16 protein-coding genes and 1 pseudogene are annotated in these 18,649 nt (G+C 60.7%); 10 read left to right on the top strand and 7 right to left on the bottom strand.

All coding sequences use genetic code 11. The features are described 5' to 3' along the window. Positions 1 to 210: 210 nt before the first annotated feature. Positions 211 to 1,134: a hypothetical protein gene (locus tag BFP96_RS27805; protein ID WP_240997043.1), complete on the top strand. Its 924-nt coding sequence runs from the start codon at positions 211 to 213 to the stop codon at positions 1,132 to 1,134. A 55-nt stretch (positions 1,135 to 1,189) separates the two neighbouring features. Here BFP96_RS27805 and BFP96_RS27800 read toward each other — a convergent pair whose 3' ends face one another. Next, a complete protein-coding gene (locus BFP96_RS27800) occupies positions 1,190 to 2,341 on the bottom strand; it encodes an MFS transporter (RefSeq protein WP_065937409.1) in 1,152 nt (383 codons plus the stop codon). A gap of 225 nt (positions 2,342 to 2,566) precedes the next feature. Between BFP96_RS27800 and BFP96_RS27795 the strand changes: the two genes are divergently transcribed. The 5 genes from BFP96_RS27795 (at position 2,567) to BFP96_RS27775 (ending at position 9,625) form a co-directional block, all read left to right on the top strand. After that, on the top strand, positions 2,567 to 3,553 hold the full coding sequence (locus tag BFP96_RS27795) for a diaminopimelate epimerase (RefSeq protein ID WP_065937418.1): 987 nt from the start codon (positions 2,567 to 2,569) through the stop codon (positions 3,551 to 3,553). A 292-nt stretch (positions 3,554 to 3,845) separates the two neighbouring features. Further along, the gene (gene tssI / locus BFP96_RS27790) at positions 3,846 to 5,864 is read left to right on the top strand and encodes a type VI secretion system tip protein TssI/VgrG (protein WP_065937408.1); all 2,019 of its coding nucleotides are present in this window, start codon (positions 3,846 to 3,848) and stop codon (positions 5,862 to 5,864) included. Further along, the gene (locus BFP96_RS27785; RefSeq protein ID WP_065891812.1) at positions 5,864 to 6,700 is read left to right on the top strand and encodes a DUF4123 domain-containing protein; all 837 of its coding nucleotides are present in this window, start codon (positions 5,864 to 5,866) and stop codon (positions 6,698 to 6,700) included. Before tssI ends, BFP96_RS27785 begins: the two co-directional genes overlap by 1 nt. Then, positions 6,693 to 7,472 carry a hypothetical protein gene (locus tag BFP96_RS31535; RefSeq protein ID WP_065937407.1) on the top strand — a complete coding sequence of 260 codons (780 nt, stop codon included), beginning with the start codon at positions 6,693 to 6,695 and terminating at the stop codon, positions 7,470 to 7,472. Before BFP96_RS27785 ends, BFP96_RS31535 begins: the two co-directional genes overlap by 8 nt. A 14-nt stretch (positions 7,473 to 7,486) precedes the next feature. Continuing rightward, entirely contained in the window at positions 7,487 to 9,625 is a 2,139-nt protein-coding gene (locus BFP96_RS27775; RefSeq protein ID WP_065937406.1) for a lipase family protein, read from the top strand. Between the two features lie 7 nt (positions 9,626 to 9,632). Here the strand turns inward: BFP96_RS27775 and codA are convergent, their stop codons facing one another. The 4 genes from codA to BFP96_RS27755 form a co-directional block, all read right to left on the bottom strand. Then, positions 9,633 to 10,868: a cytosine deaminase gene (gene codA, locus BFP96_RS27770; RefSeq protein ID WP_065891815.1), complete on the bottom strand. Its 1,236-nt coding sequence runs from the start codon at positions 10,866 to 10,868 to the stop codon at positions 9,633 to 9,635. Between the two features lie 65 nt (positions 10,869 to 10,933). Next, on the bottom strand, positions 10,934 to 12,202 hold the full coding sequence (gene codB, locus BFP96_RS27765; RefSeq protein WP_065891816.1) for a cytosine permease: 1,269 nt from the start codon (positions 12,200 to 12,202) through the stop codon (positions 10,934 to 10,936). 216 nt (positions 12,203 to 12,418) lie between these two features. Then, positions 12,419 to 12,775: a 6-carboxytetrahydropterin synthase QueD gene (gene queD, locus BFP96_RS27760; RefSeq protein WP_065884039.1), complete on the bottom strand. Its 357-nt coding sequence runs from the start codon at positions 12,773 to 12,775 to the stop codon at positions 12,419 to 12,421. A gap of 76 nt (positions 12,776 to 12,851) precedes the next feature. Further along, a complete protein-coding gene (locus tag BFP96_RS27755) occupies positions 12,852 to 13,931 on the bottom strand; it encodes a patatin-like phospholipase family protein (protein ID WP_065891817.1) in 1,080 nt (359 codons plus the stop codon). A gap of 137 nt (positions 13,932 to 14,068) precedes the next feature. Between BFP96_RS27755 and BFP96_RS27750 the strand changes: the two genes are divergently transcribed. Genes BFP96_RS27750 through BFP96_RS27735 form a run of 4 tightly spaced genes read left to right on the top strand, consistent with a single transcriptional unit; the run spans position 14,069 to position 16,660 of the window. After that, complete coding sequence (locus BFP96_RS27750) at positions 14,069 to 14,371, top strand: PepSY domain-containing protein (protein WP_065937405.1); 303 nt, start codon at positions 14,069 to 14,071, stop codon at positions 14,369 to 14,371. Continuing rightward, positions 14,371 to 14,682, top strand: coding sequence for a PepSY domain-containing protein (locus tag BFP96_RS27745; protein ID WP_057726271.1), 312 nt, complete (start codon positions 14,371 to 14,373; stop codon positions 14,680 to 14,682). The genes BFP96_RS27750 and BFP96_RS27745 overlap by 1 nt, the downstream gene beginning before the upstream one ends. Next, a complete protein-coding gene (locus tag BFP96_RS27740; RefSeq protein WP_065884046.1) occupies positions 14,682 to 15,350 on the top strand; it encodes a response regulator transcription factor in 669 nt (222 codons plus the stop codon). Before BFP96_RS27745 ends, BFP96_RS27740 begins: the two co-directional genes overlap by 1 nt. Then, positions 15,347 to 16,660: a sensor histidine kinase gene (locus tag BFP96_RS27735; RefSeq protein WP_065937404.1), complete on the top strand. Its 1,314-nt coding sequence runs from the start codon at positions 15,347 to 15,349 to the stop codon at positions 16,658 to 16,660. Before BFP96_RS27740 ends, BFP96_RS27735 begins: the two co-directional genes overlap by 4 nt. 596 nt (positions 16,661 to 17,256) lie before the next feature. On the opposite strand, the gene BFP96_RS31925 is transcribed toward BFP96_RS27735, so the two are convergent. Then, entirely contained in the window at positions 17,257 to 18,012 is a 756-nt protein-coding gene (locus BFP96_RS31925) for a methyl-accepting chemotaxis protein (protein ID WP_370737767.1), read from the bottom strand. A gap of 102 nt (positions 18,013 to 18,114) precedes the next feature. Further along, positions 18,115 to 18,261 (bottom strand): annotated as a pseudogene (locus BFP96_RS31920) (HAMP domain-containing protein); the annotation flags it as partial. Positions 18,262 to 18,649 lie beyond the last annotated feature (388 nt).

Genomic DNA, 18,649 nt, shown 5'->3' with positions numbered 1-18,649 from the left:
TGTGGAGCAAATTTTCACGTCGGCCGTGACGGGCCAGCCTGGTCGGTTACAAACGCTCAAGTTTTACCCGGCGCATGCCCAGGGCTGATAGGAACCATTATTTTTAGGTTGCCACACATCCGATGCTTGTCTGGTGCTGACAGTCGACGCGCGTTCGAAGACTGAGCACTCCAGGTTCAGTTGATGGAATCTAATAGGGTGGGAATGAACATGACGAACGGGATTAATCCAGGCTCTGGAATACCTTTCATACCGAATCAGGAGCCTGCGTCGGCCAGCGGTGGTTACACGCGACTCAGCGTCGTCGACAAGGCGATCGGTACTCAGCAGCCGCTGGCAACGGACTCAGGTTTTTTCTCGAACAGCTTGATGGTCAATGGCGCCAGTCGGCATTTCGACGGTCAAGGCTTGTATGGAGGTATGTCGAATGTGGGAAACCCCTATACCAGCTCGGATGACCACCTGCTGGCGACAGACCTCAATAGTAACTTTCCCATGCTCGATAAGTTCAAGACAGATGGCCATCTGACCCAGAGTGGGCTGCAAAAAATTGCCGGTGAGGATGTGCATAAAAGCAGCGTCTCCGAACGCACCATCATGTTGGCCAGGGAGATACTCAATCGCCCCAGGCTCAACGAAGCGATTCTGGTGGATGGCGGTAAAATCACGCCTGAAAGCTTGGCCAACGCTTCCGAACGGCTCACCGGTAACACCAGCCCCAATACTCAAAGTGCGGATCCTTTCCATAGTAAGTCCAATGCCCAGGTCGTTACCGCATTCAGGGGGATGTTCGACCAGTTGCGGGATAAATCGGAAGATTTCGTCTGGCCCTTCGATAAACACAGATTTGTAAAAACAGACACGCTTGTTGAAATGAGCAAAGACCCTGACGAACTGGACAGTAAAGGTAACGTTGTGCGAGACCCCGCCAACGGTTTCCCGAAGAAGAAATACAGCGAACAGTTGGTGTATCTCGCCAAAAATATCGTTGAAAGACCCGGCTTGCTGGACTCGCTGGACAGCTATAAGGCCAATGGCTACGAACTCACGGGAAGCCGTAACAATGATGGCTGGCTGAAGAACTACAGCATCGATCGATGGTTGGAAAACGACAAGAAAGAAAAGGGCAACTGAAGTCGCCGCAGAGGCATGAGCGGGTTGTATGAAGCAAGCCGCTCATACGGTGAGTTTATACGCGCAGTATCCTCCCACTGACTGCCACCGCCACCAGCAACCCACCGATCAGCAGGAAGGCGGTTGCCACGCTGCTGCCATGGGCAATGAACCCGATCACTGCCGGCCCCGCCAGAATGCCTGCGTAGCCCAGTGTGGTAATGGCGGGCACGGCAATGTGTTCCGGCATCACGCTCTGCTTGCCGACAGCGGTGTACAGCACCGGGACGATATTGGAGCAGCCGGCGCCCACCAGCGCGTACCCGAGCAGCGCCATTTCCCAGGCAGGGGAGAGCGTTGCCAGGAACACACCGGCCGCTGCCAGCGTGCCACCGCCCACGATCACTCGGGTAGCGCCCAGGCGCCGCACAATAATGTCACCGGTCAGGCGCCCGGCGGTCATGGTCAGGGCGAATGCCGCGTAGCCCAGGCCGGCATACGCTGGGTCCAGCCCGCGCTCGTCACTCAGGAACACCGCGCTCCAGTCCAGTACCGCGCCTTCGGCCAGGAAGACGATGAAACACAAGCAGCCGATAAACAGCACCACGCCATGGGGAATGGCAAACGCCGGCCCCGAGCTTTCACTGCCGTAGGGCAGTAAATGCGGCGCGGCCTTGAGCAGCGCCACTACCATGATGACGATCACTACCAGGGTTGCCTGCAGCGGCGACAAGCCCAGCCCCAGCAGGCCGGAGACCCCCGCCGCGCCCACGATGCCGCCCAGGCTGAACAAGCCGTGGAAGCCCGACATCATGGTTTTCCCGCTGGCGCGTTCAACAATCACCGCTTGCAGGTTGACGGTCGAATCCACGGTACCCAGGCCTGCGCCAAACAGGAACAACCCCGCCATCAACAGCGGAATCGAACTCACGGTGGCCAGCATCGGCAGCGCCAGGCAGATCATGATCGTGCCGGCGGTCAACACGCGCCGGCAGCCAAAGCGCGACGCCAGCACCCCTGCCACGGGCATCGCGAGAATCGACCCCACCCCCAGGCACAACAACAACAGGCCAAGCGTGCCCTCGTTGAGTTGCGCGCGTGCCTTGGCGTACGGCACCAGCGGCGCCCAGGCCGCGATGCCGAAGCCGGCGATGAAAAAAGCGATACGGGTGGACATTTGCTCCAGCCGCCCGGGAACCACGGGGGCGGAAGTGGGGATGGCAGTCATGAATAATCCTTGGCGTTGCGTTTAACGAACGATGTCCGGCGTGACATCCTTGCACATCAGGCCTCGTCGGGCGAGCCGGGTTCCCTGGGGATCGGCGCGCTGAGTGGAGATACGTCCACGCAAAGGCTGTCGACTGTATGCAGGTGAGTGTTCTGTAATACGCTGTTGCCTTCTTTTCAGTTAACCGACGAGCAGATCGATGAGATTTCTCAGGCCGTTTTCAGCGTGACGCGTTTCTATGATGCGCGCGGCAATATCTATGGGGTTGTCAGCCCGGAGTACTTGCGTCGCCGGGGTGTGGAACTGCCAGACAGCGCCGACCTCGCCGCGAAGGCGCGACAGGCCTGGACCGTGTCGGCCATCGCTGCCGAATGTGGGTGGGGTGCGGTTTCACCGGCAGCCGATGCCAAGGCCCATCGCTGCGATGGGTTGCTGGTGGGACCCTTTCAGGCAGCGCCGCCCTTTGATGTGCTGATCGTCAATACCGACGGCAGCCTCGCCGAGCGCAGCGGCAACGGGTTAACCATCTTTGCCCAGGCATTGACCGATCAGGGCCTTATGTCCGAGGGTTGCCAGTTGAGGGTGCATCACGATAAGGCGGATGCCGCGTCACCGGTGGTCACTCAGGTGGAGCCTGCGGTTTACAAGCAGGTCAGTGGATTCTGGCTGGCCTTGGGACAGCCGGCTTTCGGCCCGTCGGCCGTCAGCGCCGAGGAGGTTCAGAGCGTTGTCGCGCAGCAGGGCGGGTTCAGTCATGTTGTCGCGCTGTCGGCAATAGATCCGCAATGGACACGCAGCCAGTTTGTGCGAATAGGCAATCCCCATTGCGTGACGCTCATCGAGCAGGCAGCGGCATTGCCAGGCAATGACGCCATGGATCAACCGGCATTGTTTGAGCGCTTGCAACAAATTGCATTTGCGCCGCCTGCGGGCAGTGGACGTCCCTGCGGTGCTGGGGTCAATTTGCAATGGGCCGCCCGTGCGTCGGGCAATCAGGTACTCGCGCGGGTATTCGAGCGCGGCGAGGGACCCACTGCTTCCTCTGGTACCAGCGCCAGTGCAGTGGCCTGCGCGGCTTGGCGGGCGGGTTGGGTTGGCGCCGGCGAAGTGGCTGTGGTGATGCCGGGGGGCACGGCGCCAGTGCGTTTGCAGGTTGAGGATGAAACACTGTCGAGCGTCAGTCTTTTCGGAACTGCATACCCACAGGCATAGGCAACTTACACGGCAATAAGTGTCGGCTTTTTCCCTGTCGGATATCTATCTTGAGAAGTACCGATGTAAGAAAGTTCTGTTGTTGATTATGTGTTTATTTGCATGTGTCTTTTATTTTGTAAAGGACACTTCCATTCTCGCCGTACGAATCTTCTGTTTTATTTTCAAAGGGCCGTTTTTTTCCTGAAATCGCTAAGCTTCAGAGCGTTCAGGCGCTTTTTCTCGGCCAGCTTTCCGGCAATCAACGAGGAGAGCTTTTAATCAGCGGGTTATTGAGGGCGGGTAACAACGGATGGTTGACGCGTTTGTTTCGTCACGTTTCAAATTAATAATTCCAGGCGTTATTGCCAATTTGCAGGTACTCGCTTTCGAAGGCAGTGAGTGTCTTGATCAGCCGTATTTCATAGATGTGCAAGTCACCAGCGAAAACCCTGACCTGGATCTGGAGGCGTTGCTGCATCAGCCGGCCTATCTGGATCTGGGCACAACGGATCAAGGCCTGCACGGGTTGGTCTACGCCATCGGCCGTAATGGCCCGGGGGCCCGGCTCACCCGTTACCACCTCACGCTCGCGCCGCGCCTGGCGTGCCTGGCCCATCGCCTTGACCAGCGGGTTTTCCAGCAGCGTAGCGTGCCGCAGATTATCGCCAGCGTGCTTGAACAACACGGCATCCTCGCAGATGCCTATGCCTTCGAGCTCGGCCCGGTGATTTATCCGCCGCGGCCCTTTTGCGTGCAGTATGGGGAGACTGATCTGCACTTCATTCAGCGACTGTGTGAGGAAGAGGGTATCCATTACCACTTCCGTCATCGTGCCGACGGTCATTTCCTGGTGTTTGGTGATGATCAGACTGTGTTTCAGCGCCTGCCGATGCAGCGGTACTGCTCGACGCTTGATCCGATGGCCGCAACCAACGGGGTCCAGCGCTTCGATACACGCCTGGAAACCCGCAGTCGGCGAACGGTGCGCCGTGATCACGACTTCGAACACCCGTCGCTGCAGCTGCAGGACGCCTCCGGCGATGCACCGGGCACAGCCCTTGAGGACTACCATTACCCGGCAGGTTTTACCCGTCGTGCACGGGGGGCGCAATTGACGCGTCGCAGTCTGGAGCGGCATCAGTCCGACCGCCAGCGCGCGTCGGGCAGCAGTGACCAGCCCCTGCTGCGCAGTGGTCATTTCCTTGAGTTGCAAGATCATCCGGACCCGACCTGCAATGACCTGTGGTTGCTCACCTCGGTGCGCCACGAAGGCTATCAGCCCCAGGTCCTGGAGCAAGCGGCAGGGGATACGGACACCTTCGTGAGGTATAGCAACCATTTCACTGCGACCCCTTGGCGTGCGGTGCATCGGCCAGCCCTCAAACATCCCAAGGCCTCCATTAATGGCAGCCAGACGGCGACGGTTACGGGGCCTGCGGGCGAGGAGGTGCACTGCGACGCGTATGGTCGCGTGAAGGTGCGGTTTCATTGGGATCGGCTGGACAGGTCGGATGATAAAAGCAGCGGCTGGGTGAGGGTCGCAACCGGTTGGGCCGGTTCCGGGTTTGGCGCCATGCTGATTCCACGGGTGGGCATGGAGGTGCTGGTGACCTTCCTTGAGGGAGACCCGGACCAGCCGGTGATTAATGGTTGCCTGCCCAATGCACTGCACATGCCGGCCTTTTCCCTGCCGCAGCACAAGACCCGCAGCGTGTTGCGCAGTTGCAGTGTTCCGGGTGGCGCGGGCAGTAACGAGCTGCACCTGGAAGACCGCCGTGGTGAGGAACTGATCTACCTGCGCGCCCAGCGTGACCTGGAGCAGCACGTGGGCCATGACAGCCGTTTGCAGGTGCTCGGTGAGCGCAGTGAAGTCATCCGAGGCTTGAGCACGGTTCGTCTTGAGGGGGGAGAGCAGCGCCACATCACAGGCGAGCGCAGCGTTGTGATCAAGGCAAGCGACCACCTCGCCGTGCAAGGCGACAGCCACACCCAGGTGGCCCAGGTCATGGTGATCGAAGCTGGTCAACAGATTCACCTGAAGGCGGGGGCCAGCCTTGTCATCGATGCGGGCGCCCAGTTGAGTTTCAAGGCGGGCGGCGAGCATTTGCAGATTCAGGCCGGCGGGATTTTCAGCAGCCGGCCCATCACTGTCGGTGGTTCGCCAGCCGTTGCAAGGTCGGCCAGCCCTTTGTCTGCTGCGGGCACTCCTGAGATTTCGCTGGTACAGGGCCTCATCTCGGACATGGCCGGCCAACTGGATGCGGATTTTTGCCCCCTGTGCGAGCGCTGTCGCGAAGGTCAATGCGCCAGCACCGGGAGGGCCGCGTGATGCAGCACGAGTCTTATCAATGGATGGCGCAGCAGCAACAGGCGGGGCGTCACCTGTGCCTGATACTCGAAGCCAGCAACGAGCACTGCCAGTCGCTCATGGCGGCTCGCGACCTCTCGCACTATTGCCCGCTCTATGCTGAAACCGCGGCAGCGGAACTGGCGAGCAAGGGCCCGGTTATCCTGCTGGTGGAGCAGATAGGCGAGCCTGCGCTGATCGATCTTCTGCAAAGCCCCGAGACCAATCGAGGGTGGTTGGGCAGTTTGCCCAACGATGACCTGGCCATTGTGGTCCGACATTGGCGTGAGCGCCTGCTGGTCGGGCCAGAAGGCGAAAAGGCCCTGTACCGTTTTCACGACAACCGCACCCTGGCCCGTGCCCTGGCGTATCTTCCGGCAGAGCAATGGCCGGTCTACCTGGGCCCGCTGACCAGCGTGTGTTATTGGCATGAGGGACGTTGGTGCAGCCACGACAACCCCGCGCCGGGTGCTTACCCGGTGCCCGATCCTGCGCCCTGGTTGCAGGTGCCCAATCCCCGGGCGTCGGCCATTCTCCAGGCCAATATCCTGCGCTACCTGCTGGCTGAACACAGTGAAGACCTGGCGGCCCTGGTGGAATTTCACGATCCCAGGATCTGGTTGGCCGGTGTACTGGACCAGGCCCGTACCTGGCGATGGCGGTCGCCTGAGCAACTTGAATTTCTGGTGGTGCGCCGGCTGGAGGAGGCGACCCGGAGCAGTGTCATTCGCTGGCAGCCGCTGGAGGGCGAGACACCTGCACAGCATTTTGAGCGGGTGCGGGAACAGTGGTGCACTGAAGGGCTTGGGAATGCGTAGGTGGATGGGAAAAGTGTTGCTTGGCGTTGGGATGGTGTGGCTAACGGGATGTGCGGGGAGGGCGCCGGATAGCTTTACGTTGGAGGTGGATTTGCCGGCGGGGTTTGACGCGTTAGGTGACGCTTCATACGCACCAGCATCAGGTGAACGCTGCAAACTGCCTGCAAGAAAGGGTAGGCGACCTGAGCTCAAAATATTCAAGGCTGTCAGAAAACCCGTCGCCAATAGGGTCAGCTTTGAGGTGCCATTAACGGAACAGGTAAATGGCTGCCCTCTCGTATTGCGCAGCCTCGTTTTCGTAATTAATGCCAGTTGGGGGCAGCGTTGGTCGGATATCGGAAGGGACTATGCCCTTATCTATTTTCACGATAGCTGGGAGCCTGGAATGCCTTTGATGCCTGAGACGGGAGTTCAAGAGCTTCCTGGGCAATGCCAATGGTTATTTCGTACCGATGGCCCCAGACATGCCCTAATTAAAAGCCTTTGGTGCAAATCACAGGATGCGGCGGGAAAGCTTACGAGGGCGCGGCCTGGGGGGCATGTGCACCGTGACGGACTGTCCGGGAAAACGTTGAGGATGGTGTTGGCGTTCACGGAAGAGGAGCAACCCGCTTTTGGTGATAACTGGGTAAAAGTTGCCCGTGGCTGGAAACGCTGCAGGGGCGAAAGTGAGGAGGATTTGTTCGGGTTTTGTCGCGGCAATGTTTCCGATTTCAAGACTTTCAAAATGCCAGATGGGCGCTTATGCAGCGTTTATCCAACGTGTGATTGATAGGGAAAAGGTTGATGAAACAGGATGCATGGAAGCAGCAGTTTTTTAACGACAGGATGCCCGCTTGCCCATTACGCGGAGATTGGTTGTCTTTGGGGCTCGTTGATGAAACCGGGAGCGGCAAGGCCTACGGTGGTCTGCTTTATACTCTCCAGGACAGTGTTGGGAAACAATACAGGGGGCGGCTGGATGGGGATGGTTTTACCAGGCTGGAGGGTATCTATTGTGGCCCGGTAGTTCTCATGATGGATGAGCCTTATTCGGGAACAGAAATACCCTATATCACGCTTATGAAACGGCTTGACTACCCTTTGCCCATTACGGAGCTTCAAGTACGCGCGGAGCAAACTTTTTTTCTAAGCAGCGATGGTCAATGTGTCGACGGTAACCCGGCACGGCAAAAAGCAGACTGTTTTTATCAGGTGGAGGTAAGTGATTTGGTTCGATACAAAGCCCACTTACCTCCAACGTCGTCTAGGGCTCACCGGCCCACGCGCAATGCGCTCAAGATGATGGCGGACCTGGGGTTTGGTCCTCCTGAGTCCTTATTCAAAGGGGTGGTGCTATTCCCAAACCAATTTACGGTTTTGGAGGTGCGTCCTTTACGAGCGCTACGGCCAATTATTTCCACTGATGATCAGTTTTGTGCACTGAACCTTTACCAGTTGGCGCTCATGGCCACATTGAGTTATTGCGAATTTGGTCAGGATCCCCCAACCGGAGCTGCGGATACGGTCACTTTTCCGCTGAACCCGAGCATAGGAAACGTGTTTGTAGAACAGTTGTCATGCTACCGGGAGGCTTGGAAGTTCGACTCAAAACAAGTACAGCGGTTTTATCCACTGTATGAAGACGTAGCCTACTCTCGTCGCTTTGAGATTCTGCCTTTCGATCCTGAATTATATGAGCGCAATCACCCGCCTGGTGAGCATCCGGAGCGTATACATTTTTTTAACGACGTTGAATCCGGAACTGACACGCAAGCTTTTATCTGCCATCACGATGAGGTTGTACTCATAGCTGTCCGTGGCACTGCCAGTGGCGCGGACGCTTTACGCGACGCAGATGCTCATCAAGTCCCTTTCCTCGAAGGCGCAGGTAAAGCTCACCGAGGTTTTTACCAAGCTTTCCAAGCCACGTTTCACTTTGTTCTGGATTACCTTTCGCGATATCACATCGGTCAACGTGTTGTCATCTGCGGCCACAGCCTGGGCGGCGCGATTGCCCTGCTGCTGGCTGAAGGACTGCGCCGAATCCCGGACGCCCATTACAACCCACTCCTCTACACCTACGGCGCCCCCCGCGCCGCCGATTCCGAATTTATCTCTGGCGCATCTGCCCTGGTTCACCATCGAATCGTCAACCATAACGATCCTGTTCCCAGCGTCCCGGCGCCGTGGATGAACACCACTGCCAAACTGTGGGTGCCGGGGGCGGTCACCTTGTTCAGTGCGCCCACCGCCGGCGGTTTGCTGTTCGCCGCCGGCCTGGTGCGCGTCGGTGGGAATGCCTACCAGCACCATGGCGAACAACAGCACTTCATGCCGATCACGCTCCCGGATGGCACGCATTCTTCGGTGCTATGGAAACCTGGCTGTGAATCGATCCAGGAGCTGGGCTGCAATCGGGCGTTGCGGTTGCACGGCGACATGCCCGACCGCGACAACCTGTTGAGGCAGCTCTTCCAGGCCAACCAGCACTTCATGACCGCCAGCTATATTCCTGCGGCCTGGGCGACATTGCGCCGCTGGCAGCAAACCCTGGATAGCCAGGGTTCCCTGGTCACTGCGAGGGAGCTGGAGTGGCTTGATCGCGCGCTCGAAGACATGCGGGAACAACTGAGGGCCAAACGCCGCGAACTGGCCCGCATGCGCCCGGCCAACGACCGCAGCCATGAGCATAACGACGCCCTGAATGCAGAGATCGACCGTTTGCATACCAGTCGCGAGCGCCTGGCCAGCCTGCGCTGGCGCCGTCTCGATGGGCGCGATGTGTATGGCAGCCACGCCCAGGGTGCCCACCTGCAACAGGGCCTCAAGCGCTGGTTCACTCACCGGGAAAACCGAATCTTGTCCCAGGTTGCCAGTATCCCTTCACCCATCCACAGCGACCTGGGCAAAGCGCAAGTGCTGGACATCGACTCGATCGTCTAGCGCAGCGTTACATAAACTCCACTTGGGCCGGCTGACGCTTCATCAGCACCTTGCCGTTGCGGATCGAATACAACGGCAGGCCCTGGCTGCGAATCACCTCATAGTCACTGTCTGCCGACAGCACCAACAGGTTGGCCGGTCGGCCGGGTGCCAGGCCGTAGCGGTCGCCGAGCGCCATGGCCTTGGCGCTGTTGTCGGTGACCAGGTCCAGGGCGCTCTGCAGGTTGCGGTAGCCGAGCATATGGCAGATGTGCAAACCGGCTTCCAATACCCGCAGGATGTTGCCGTTGCCCAAGGGATACCAGGGGTCGACGATGGAGTCCTGGCCGAAACACACGTTCATGCCGGCTTCGAGCAGTTCGTTGACGCGGGTGACCCCTCGGCGTTTCGGGAAACTGTCAAAGCGGCCTTGCAGGTGGATACTTTCGGTGGGACAGGAGACGAAGCTGATGCCGGAATGGCCCAGCAGACGAAACAGTTTGGCGCAGTAGGCGTTGTCGTAGGAGCCCATGGCGGTGGTGTGGCTGGCGGTGACGCGGGCGCCCATGTCGCGGCTGCGCGCCTCTTCGGCCAGCACCTCAAGAAAGCGTGAATGCGGGTCATCGGTTTCGTCGCAATGCACGTCTACCAGGCAGCCGGTGCGTTCGGCCAGGTCCATGAGGAACTTCACCGAACTCACCCCTTGATCGCGGGTGTACTCGAAGTGGGGGATGCCGCCGATGACGTCGGCGCCCAGGCGAATGGCTTCTTCCATCAGTTCACGGCCATTGCGGAACGACTCGATGCCTTCCTGGGGAAAGGCCACGATTTGCAGGTCGATCAGGTGCGCGCTTTCTTCACGCACTTGCAGCATAGCCTTGAGCGCAGTGAGGTCCGGGTCGGTCACGTCGACGTGGGTGCGCACATGCTGGATACCGTGGGCGGCGAGGGCCTGGATGGTTTTCTTCGCGCGAGTCCTGGTGTCTTCCTCGGTGATGGTGGCTTTGCGTTCGCCCCAGCATTCGATGCCTTCGAACAGGGTGCCGCTCATGTTCCAGCGGGGTTCGCCGGCGGTGAGCGTGGCATCCAGGTGGATGTGCGGTTCAACGAAGGGCGGGATCACCAGGTTGCCGGCGGCATCCAGGTCGCTGGCCATTAACATCGGTACGCCTGTTTGCGCAGTGATGCTGGCGATCCGGCCGTGTTCCAGGTGCAGATCATGCAGGCCTTCACGGTCGCGCAGGCGGGCATTGATGATGTGCATGGTCAAGTTCCTCTTGGCTAAATTCAATCAGGCGACCGTCAGATTACCATTGGCGGTGCCCAGGCTCATGCCTGGGCGTCAGCCAGCGGTGCGCGCACGCGCAGTACGGCGTTGATCAGTATGTAGGTGAGCGACGCGGCCGCGATCCCCACCAGCGGTGCAACCCAGGGCGAGTTGAACGCCAGCAGCGTACCCACCGCGTACGCCATCAACCCGGGCCAGTTGAACGCGGGCAGGCGGGCATCTGCCAGGCGTGGGTACTGGCCGCGATAGCGGTAGAAGAAGTCCGCCATGATCACCCCGCCAATCGGCGGGATCACCGTGCCCAACAGAATCAGGTACGGCACGAGCATGTCGTACATGCCCAGCAAGGCGAGCAGGGTGCCGATTACCGCACCGGCCAGGGTCACGGTTTTGCGCCGGCGGGTGCGCAGCAGGTTGCAACCGGCGACGGCGAAGTTGTAGATGGTGTTGTCCTGGGTGCTCCAGATATTGAGCAGCAACATGGCCATCGCCGCCATGGCGAAACCCTGCAAAAGCAGGACTTCCACCACATCCGGTTGCTGATAGACGATGGCGCCGTAGGCGCCGATCAGCACCATCAGGCCGTTGCCGATAAAAAAACCGATCAGGCTGGCCAGCACCGCAACCCTGGCCGAGCGGGAGAACCGCGTCCAGTTGGTGGCCTGGGTCGCGCCGCTGACAAAGGTGCCGAATACCAGGGTGATCGCCGTGGACAGGTCCAGCTCGGCGGTCGGCACCACGGCCAGCAGGCCGTCCAGCCCGCCGACCTTGACGGTGGCGACCCACATCGACAGCAACAGCAAAAGGCCCATGGCGGGCACCGCGATATAAGATAGGATTTCCAGCCCGCGATACCCCACGTACGCGGTCGCACAGAACACCAGGCCAAATACCACCATCAAGGCCAGCACGCTGCCCTGGCTCAACGCGAAATACTTGCCCAGCACCACGGCGGCGGTGGCGGTGCCCCAGGCGTACCAGCCAATCTGGGTGAAACCGAGGATCAGATCGCTGAGCTTGCTGCCGATTTCACCAAAGCAGAACCGCCCCATCAATACCGAGTTCAGACCGCTCTTGAAGGCGATGTACCCCAGCCCTGCGGCGTATATACCCAGCAGCAGGTTACCCAGGGCCACGACGCCGAGCATGCCGGTAAAGCTGAAGGCCACGCCCAGCTTGCCGCCGGCAAACATCGTTGCCGTAAAAAACGTGAACCCCAGCAGCACCATGGCGGTGGATGCCAGGCCCTTGCGCGCATGCAGCGGCACTTCACTGAGCGGGTAATCGTTGCCGGATTCTTGCTGGGTCATGTGCCTTGCTCCCTGAATGATGACGCAGGCCTGTTGCACCGAGCGTGCCAAGCTTTCGGCAGCGGTGTATCGACAGCCAAGCGCAGGGAGGGCGTCGGCGCGAGGGTTCCAGGTGGCCTATCAAGCGCGAAAGCAGTGCAGTCGTGAAACAATTTGGATCAGCTGCGGCGAGGCGTAAAAAAACCACCCGCAGGTGGTTCTTCAACGCTGGATCGCTTATTCGCCGCGATAAATGCAGCCGCTGGTGCACGTCTCATGGATGCGAATCGCGCTGAGTTCCGGCAGCAAGGGTTTCAATTCAACCCAGATCCACTTGGCCAGCACTTCGCTGGTGGGGTTTTCCAGGCCGGGGATGTCATTGAGGTAGTTGTGGTCCAGACGCTCGTAGAGCGGCTTGAAGATCGCCTTGATTTCCGAGAAGTCGCGAATCCAGCCGGTATGGGGATCCAGGTCGCCGCTCAAGTGGATCGCCACCTTGAACGAATGCCCATGCAGGCGCCCGCATTTATGGCCGTCCGGGACGTGGGGCAGGCGGTGGGCGGATTCGAACGTAAACTCTTTGAAGATTTCCACGGTATTTTCAGCTCGGTCAGGTATCTGGCAGGCGGCGAGTTTAACAGCTTGACCCGCCGCCGCGCATACCGCCGGGTCAAAGTGCTTGCAAACGCTCGCCCAGGCCACCGTTGTCCGCCAACTGCAGGAACTCATCGCCCAGCCGTCGACTCTCGCTCATTGCCGTCTGCCAGTAGGCGTTGCGGCTCGCGTCGTCGCCCATGAAGCGCTTGAAGTCGCTGCGGTCCGGCAATTTACCGTGGGGCAGGCGGGCCAGGTAGTCCCTTGACGGTGCCAGCAGCAGGACATCCTGCAACCCCTGTGGGTTGCTGCGCCGCCACGGCAGGCCTTTGTCGAACCAGCCCGGAATGACGCGGTCGGTGAAATGCGGGTACAGCACGATATCGTCGCCGCAGTAGGGCAGGTCGAGGTGGTAGTCCAGCAGGCCGCCGTCGCGGTAGGTGCCAACGCCTGCGCCGGGCAGGTCGCGCACGCCTTGCATCACCATGGGAATCGAGCCGGATGCCAGCAGCGCCTGGCGCAGGTTGCCCATTTGCAGTTCAAGGAAGCGCGACGGGAAATCCTCCAGCGCGTGCACCGGAGGCGCCTGGCGGGGATCGTGGATGATCAGGCGTTCGAAATGCCGCGACAGTCGTGCGCGGCCGCGCAGGTTGTCGGCAATCACCGATGACAGGCCCAGGCCCAGCCGGCCTCGATGGTCATCGGCGAGCAGGCCATGGCTTTTCACCACCATGATGTTCAGGCGGTAGTCGGGGTGGTTCAGCACCTGTGCATCACGGCCGGCCAGCAGGTCGTCGAGCATGCGCCGGCAGCTCTGGCTGACTTCGGCCATGGTCACGCCTTTGGCGAAACGCTGTTCGTTGTACAGGCGGCCCAGGTCGAGCAAGCCTTGCACCGGGTCGGGCAGGCAAGCGCTGGCAAACCGCCAGGAACCGATGGACGCACCGATCAGCGCGCGCTCCCGAGGCATGCGCGCCAGCCAGTCGCCGAACAGCGCCAGGTCCAGGCCCTGGATGCCCAGCGCCTTGGGGCCGCCGGCCGCACCCGGGAGAATGCCAACGTCGGCAGGTGCAAGACCTTGCTCGCGAATGCGCGCAAAGGCGCGTTTGCCGGCCCTGAGCGTCAGGGCGGGGAACTTGATGTGAATAGCGGTCATACCGTTCTCTGTCAGAGCGATTGCAGGAGCAAGCTCACTTCTGCGGGAAATTGCCATGGTGGCAATTCAGTTTCAATTAAGTTGCCGCGCGTACCGTGATCATTCGTAGGAAAAACATCCTGAAACGGAGACTTATCATGAAGCGCCTCACAGCGCTGGTCGCCGCCGGTATCATTGCGTTCTCGGTCACGCCGGCCTGGGCAATGGACCCCGACAAACCACTGAAATTGCCTGGCACTGTTACAATTGTCGCCTTCGATCAGCTTGAAGCCACCGCCCTGGGCTTGCATCCGGGGTCGACCTTGCTGGGCACCGACCTGAACGAGGAATACGGCAAGTACATCTACCAGATCGAACTGGAAGATGCCCACGGCCTTGAATGGGACGTTGAATTGGACGCGCTCACCGGGCACGTTCTCAAGAATCATCAGGACACGTAATGACGCTATATCGACGCGCCGGTAGTCTGGTGCTGCTGGCGCTCCTGGCCTTTTGCTCAAGCCTGGCCGCTCGCGACCTCAATCAGGATGAAGCCTTGGCGCTGCGGCAGCAGGGCGTGATCCTGCCGCTGGAGCTCCTGTTGCATAAGGCGATGTCCCGCTACCCGGGAGGCCGGCTGCTGGAGGCGGAGTTGGAGCTCAAGCATGGCCAATACGCCTATGAAGTGGAACTGGTGACCACCGAAGGCGTCGTGCGCGAAATCAAGCTCGACGCCACCAACGGTACCTTGATCAAGGATAAGGAAGACTGATGCGCCTGCTTTTGGTGGAAGACAACGTCCCGCTGGCCGATGAGCTGCTGGCCGGCCTGCAGCGTCAAGGCTATGCGGTCGATTGGCTGGCCGATGGACGCGACGCGGCGTACCAGGGCCGCAGCGAGCCCTATGACCTGATCATCCTCGACCTTGGCCTGCCGGGCTTGCCGGGGCTCGAGGTGCTGGGGCAATGGCGCGCCGCAGGCCTGGCCACGCCGGTGCTGGTGCTGACGGCGCGTGATTCCTGGGCGGAACGCATCGAGGGGCTCAAGGCCGGTGCCGATGATTACCTGAGCAAGCCTTTTCACCCCGAAGAGCTGCACCTGCGCATCCAGGCGTTGTTGCGCCGGGCCCACGGGCATGCCAACCAACCGACCCTGCAGGCAGCCGGTCTGCACCTGGACGAAGGCCGCCAGTGCGTGCTGCGCGACGGTGACGAGATCCAGCTCACGGCCGCCGAGTTCCGCCTGTTGCGCTATTTCATGCTGCACCCCGAACAGATCCTGTCCAAAAGCCATCTGGCCGAGCATCTCTATGATGGCGAGACCGAGCGCGATTCCAACGTGCTGGAAGTCCACGTCAACCATCTGCGGCGCAAACTGGGACGCAGTGTGATCGAAACCCGGCGCGGCCAGGGTTACCGGTTTGGCGCCAGCCCTGCATGAAGTCGATCCAGCGGCGCTTGAGCCTGGGGTTGATCAGCGTGATGGTGATCGTCGGCGTGGTGCTGGCGCAAACCAGCCTGTGGCTGTTCGAGGCCGGATTGCAGCGCTATCTGGAGGCCGGGCTGCGCAACGACAGCGAGAACCTGCTGGTAGCGCTGGTGCGTGGACCCAACGGTGTGCAGCTGGATGAGCAGCGCCTGTCACCGGCCTATCAACGGCCATTCTCGGGGCACTATTTCCGCATTGATTTTGCCGACACGCACTGGCGCTCCCGCTCATTGTGGGACCAGGAGCTGCCGACGCTTCCCGAGGCCGGTCTCAAGGGCAACCTGCAACTGGGGCCTGAAGGCCAGAAACTGTTGGTATTGCGCTCGGACTACAAACGCTTCGGCCAGTCGATCTCCATCAGTGTGGCGCAGGACTACACGCCGGTGCGGGAAAGTTTCCGCCTGATGCGCCAGATCGGCCTGGTACTGGGGCTGGCGGCCTTGCTGGTGGTGTTGGTATTGCAGCGCATCACCGTACGCCGCGCCTTGCGCCCGCTGGAAACCGCGCGCAATCAGATTGCTCAGTTGCAACAGGGCCAGCGTTCGCAACTGGACACCCAGGTGCCGGCGGAGCTGGAGCCGCTGGTGGCGCAGATCAACCATTTGCTGGCGCACACCGAAGACAGCCTCAAACGCTCGCGCAATGCCCTGGGCAACCTGGGGCACGCGCTGAAGACCCCGTTGGCGGTGATGCTGAGTGCCGCGTCAAGCGAGGCGCTCAGGGATCAGCCGCAGTTGAGCAAGTTATTGCGCGATCAGCTTGAACAGGTGCAGCAGCGCCTCAACCGCGAGCTCAATCGCGCGCGCCTGGCCGGTGAAACCTTGCCGGGGGCGTTGTTTGACTGTGAAAAGGAACTGCCGGGGCTATTGGCCACCCTGCGCATGATCCACGGCGAACACCTGGACCTCAGCTACCACGTCGCCCCGGGCCTGCAACTGCCCTGGGACCGGGAAGATTTGCTGGAGCTGCTCGGCAACCTGCTGGACAACGCGTGCAAATGGGCGGATGCCGAAGTTCGACTGAGCGTGAGTGAGGCGCCGCACGGCTATCGGCTGGCGGTCGAAGACGATGGCCCGGGCATTCCGGAGATCCAGCGTGAGCAGGTGTTCAGCCGTGGCGCACGCCTGGATGAACAGATTGATGGCCACGGCCTGGGGCTGGGCATTGTGCGCGATATTGTTGACGTGTGGGGCGGGGTGCTGCAGTTGCAGGAAAGTGAATTGGGCGGGCTCAAGGTGCTGATCGAATTGCCCAGGCGGTAGTGCCAATCTAAAACTGTGGGGGGGTGGTGCGACGATTCGACTTGCCCCCCCGTTGCTACTTGTCAGCCTATGACTATCTTACTGATGCTCCACAATCCAATGTGGGAGGGGGCTTGCCCCCGATGGCGGCCTCTGGGCCGACCAGGGTGTTGGATCAGACCGAGTACATATCCGTTTCTGCGGTCACGGCTACTTAGGGTTCCGCCCTGACGGCGGCTCACTTTTGAAAAGCGCAAAAGTAAGCAAAACGCTCTTGCCCCACCACTCGGCACCTCGCTTAGGCTCGGTGTGCCCGAACGCAGGCTTGAATCCGTGGGCCGCCGCCACGCGCCATCCATGGCGCGGGGCGGCTAACCCGGCGTCCTGCCGGGTTACCCACGGATTCAAGCCTGCGTTCGGCCAGCGTGGTTTAACGGGGCGCCTGAGATCAAGATCAAAAGCGGCTCGCTTCGCATCGTGGTTAGGGTGGGGGCATCGCCGTCTGTAGGAGCGAGCTTGCTCGCGAAAAACTTACAGGCACCGCGTTCATTCAGAAAGCACGCGTTATCGTTGACGTTTTTCGCGAGCAAGCTCGCTCCTACATTGGACCAGCGTCGTTACACCCGGAACTGATCCATCAACCCCTGCTGCTGATTCGCCAGGTTGTTCAACGCCCGGCTCACGCGCGCCGATTCATTGGCTTGTTCCGACAGCGACTCGGTCACGTCGCGAATTGTCGCTACGTTGTTGTTGATCTCCTCGGCCACGGCGCTTTGCTCTTCGGCGGCGCTGGCGATTTGCAGGTTCATGTCGCTGATCACGGTGACGGCGTCACCGATCTGGCGCAGTGCGGTGACCGCCTGGCCGACTTGCTCGACACTGCCTTGAGCCTGACGATAGCTGTTGCCCATGGCTCCGACGACTTCCTGGGTGCCGCTTTGCAATTGCTCGATCACCACGCGGGTTTCTTCCACCGATTCCTGGGTGCGTCGTGCCAGGTTGCGCACTTCGTCGGCCACCACGGCAAAACCCCGGCCGGCCTCACCGGCGCGGGCGGCCTCGATGGCGGCATTGAGCGCCAGCAGGTTGGTCTGCTCGGCGATGCCGCGAATCACTTCCAGCACCGAGCCGATTTTTTCGCTGTTGCTCGCCAGGCCTTCAACCTGGGTCATGGCAGTGCTCATGTCAGCCGCCAGCAGGCCGATGTTGTTGGTGGTCTGATCGATCACGGTCAGGCCGTCGCGGGTGGACTGGTCGGCATCGCGGGCCGCTTGCGCTGCCTGGGCTGCGCTGCGGGCGACGTCCTGGGCGGTGGCGCTCATTTCGTGGGAGGCCGTGGCCACCTGGTCAACCTGACGATACTGCTGCTCCATGCCGGCGCTGGTTTCGCTGGCGATCGCGGCGGATCGGTCGGCGGTGCCACGGGCGTCCTGCACCGATTGTTTGACCTCGGCGATGATCGGCTGCAGCTTGTCGAGGAAACGGTTGAACCAGCCGGCCAGTTGGCCCAGTTCGTCCTGTTTGTCGTAGGCCAGGCGGCGGGTCAGGTCGCCTTCGCCGCTGGCGATGTCCTCGAGCATATGTGCTACGCCGAGGATCGGCCGAGTCACGCTGCGCGCCATCAGCCACACCAGGATCAAACCGACCACGGCGGCCAGCAGGCCCAGGCCAAGTTCGAGCAGGGTGCCTTGGGTATTGTCGGCATCCAACTGGGCCTTGAGCGCCTCGGCCGGGGCCACCAGGACTTTTTTCGGTACGTCCAGCAGCACGCCCCATGGCTTGCCGTCCGGGATCGGGGCAAAGGGCGCCAGCACTTTGAGTTGGTGGTCGGTGCGCAGGCTGCGGATCTGTGTGCCGCTCGCCAGGGCACTGATCAACTGTGCGCCGCTGTCGGGGTCGACCTGGTCCAGGCGTTGACTGAGTTTGCTGGCGTCCGGGCTGTAGCCGGCGAGCAAGCCGGTGGGGCTCAGAATGCTGACGTGGGCCTGGCCGTCGTAGAGCTTCTGGCTG

The sequence above is a fragment of the Pseudomonas sp. 34 E 7 genome (assembly GCF_900005715.1).
In the GTDB taxonomy this organism is placed as follows: Bacteria; Pseudomonadota; Gammaproteobacteria; order Pseudomonadales; family Pseudomonadaceae; genus Aquipseudomonas; species Aquipseudomonas orientalis_A.
Note: the sequence above shows the minus strand (reverse complement) of the source record. Positions and strands in the feature narration are given on the sequence as shown.

What these genes read in the sequence shown, in the direction of transcription:
- BFP96_RS31925 (WP_370737767.1), bottom strand. Translation starts at nt 18,012, where the DNA reads ATGGAGCAGCAGTATCGTCAGGTTGACCAGGTGGCCACGGCCTCCCAC.
- BFP96_RS27775 (WP_065937406.1), top strand. Translation starts at nt 7,487, where the DNA reads ATGAAACAGGATGCATGGAAGCAGCAGTTTTTTAACGACAGGATGCCC.
- BFP96_RS31535 (WP_065937407.1), top strand. Translation starts at nt 6,693, where the DNA reads ATGCGTAGGTGGATGGGAAAAGTGTTGCTTGGCGTTGGGATGGTGTGG.
- BFP96_RS27785 (WP_065891812.1), top strand. Translation starts at nt 5,864, where the DNA reads ATGCAGCACGAGTCTTATCAATGGATGGCGCAGCAGCAACAGGCGGGG.
- BFP96_RS27740 (WP_065884046.1), top strand. Translation starts at nt 14,682, where the DNA reads ATGCGCCTGCTTTTGGTGGAAGACAACGTCCCGCTGGCCGATGAGCTG.
- codA (WP_065891815.1), bottom strand. Translation starts at nt 10,868, where the DNA reads ATGCACATCATCAATGCCCGCCTGCGCGACCGTGAAGGCCTGCATGAT.
- BFP96_RS27755 (WP_065891817.1), bottom strand. Translation starts at nt 13,931, where the DNA reads ATGACCGCTATTCACATCAAGTTCCCCGCCCTGACGCTCAGGGCCGGC.
- codB (WP_065891816.1), bottom strand. Translation starts at nt 12,202, where the DNA reads ATGACCCAGCAAGAATCCGGCAACGATTACCCGCTCAGTGAAGTGCCG.
- BFP96_RS27800 (WP_065937409.1), bottom strand. Translation starts at nt 2,341, where the DNA reads ATGACTGCCATCCCCACTTCCGCCCCCGTGGTTCCCGGGCGGCTGGAG.
- BFP96_RS27750 (WP_065937405.1), top strand. Translation starts at nt 14,069, where the DNA reads ATGAAGCGCCTCACAGCGCTGGTCGCCGCCGGTATCATTGCGTTCTCG.
- BFP96_RS27735 (WP_065937404.1), top strand. Translation starts at nt 15,347, where the DNA reads ATGAAGTCGATCCAGCGGCGCTTGAGCCTGGGGTTGATCAGCGTGATG.
- tssI (WP_065937408.1), top strand. Translation starts at nt 3,846, where the DNA reads ATGGTTGACGCGTTTGTTTCGTCACGTTTCAAATTAATAATTCCAGGC.
- BFP96_RS27745 (WP_057726271.1), top strand. Translation starts at nt 14,371, where the DNA reads ATGACGCTATATCGACGCGCCGGTAGTCTGGTGCTGCTGGCGCTCCTG.
- BFP96_RS27805 (WP_240997043.1), top strand. Translation starts at nt 211, where the DNA reads ATGACGAACGGGATTAATCCAGGCTCTGGAATACCTTTCATACCGAAT.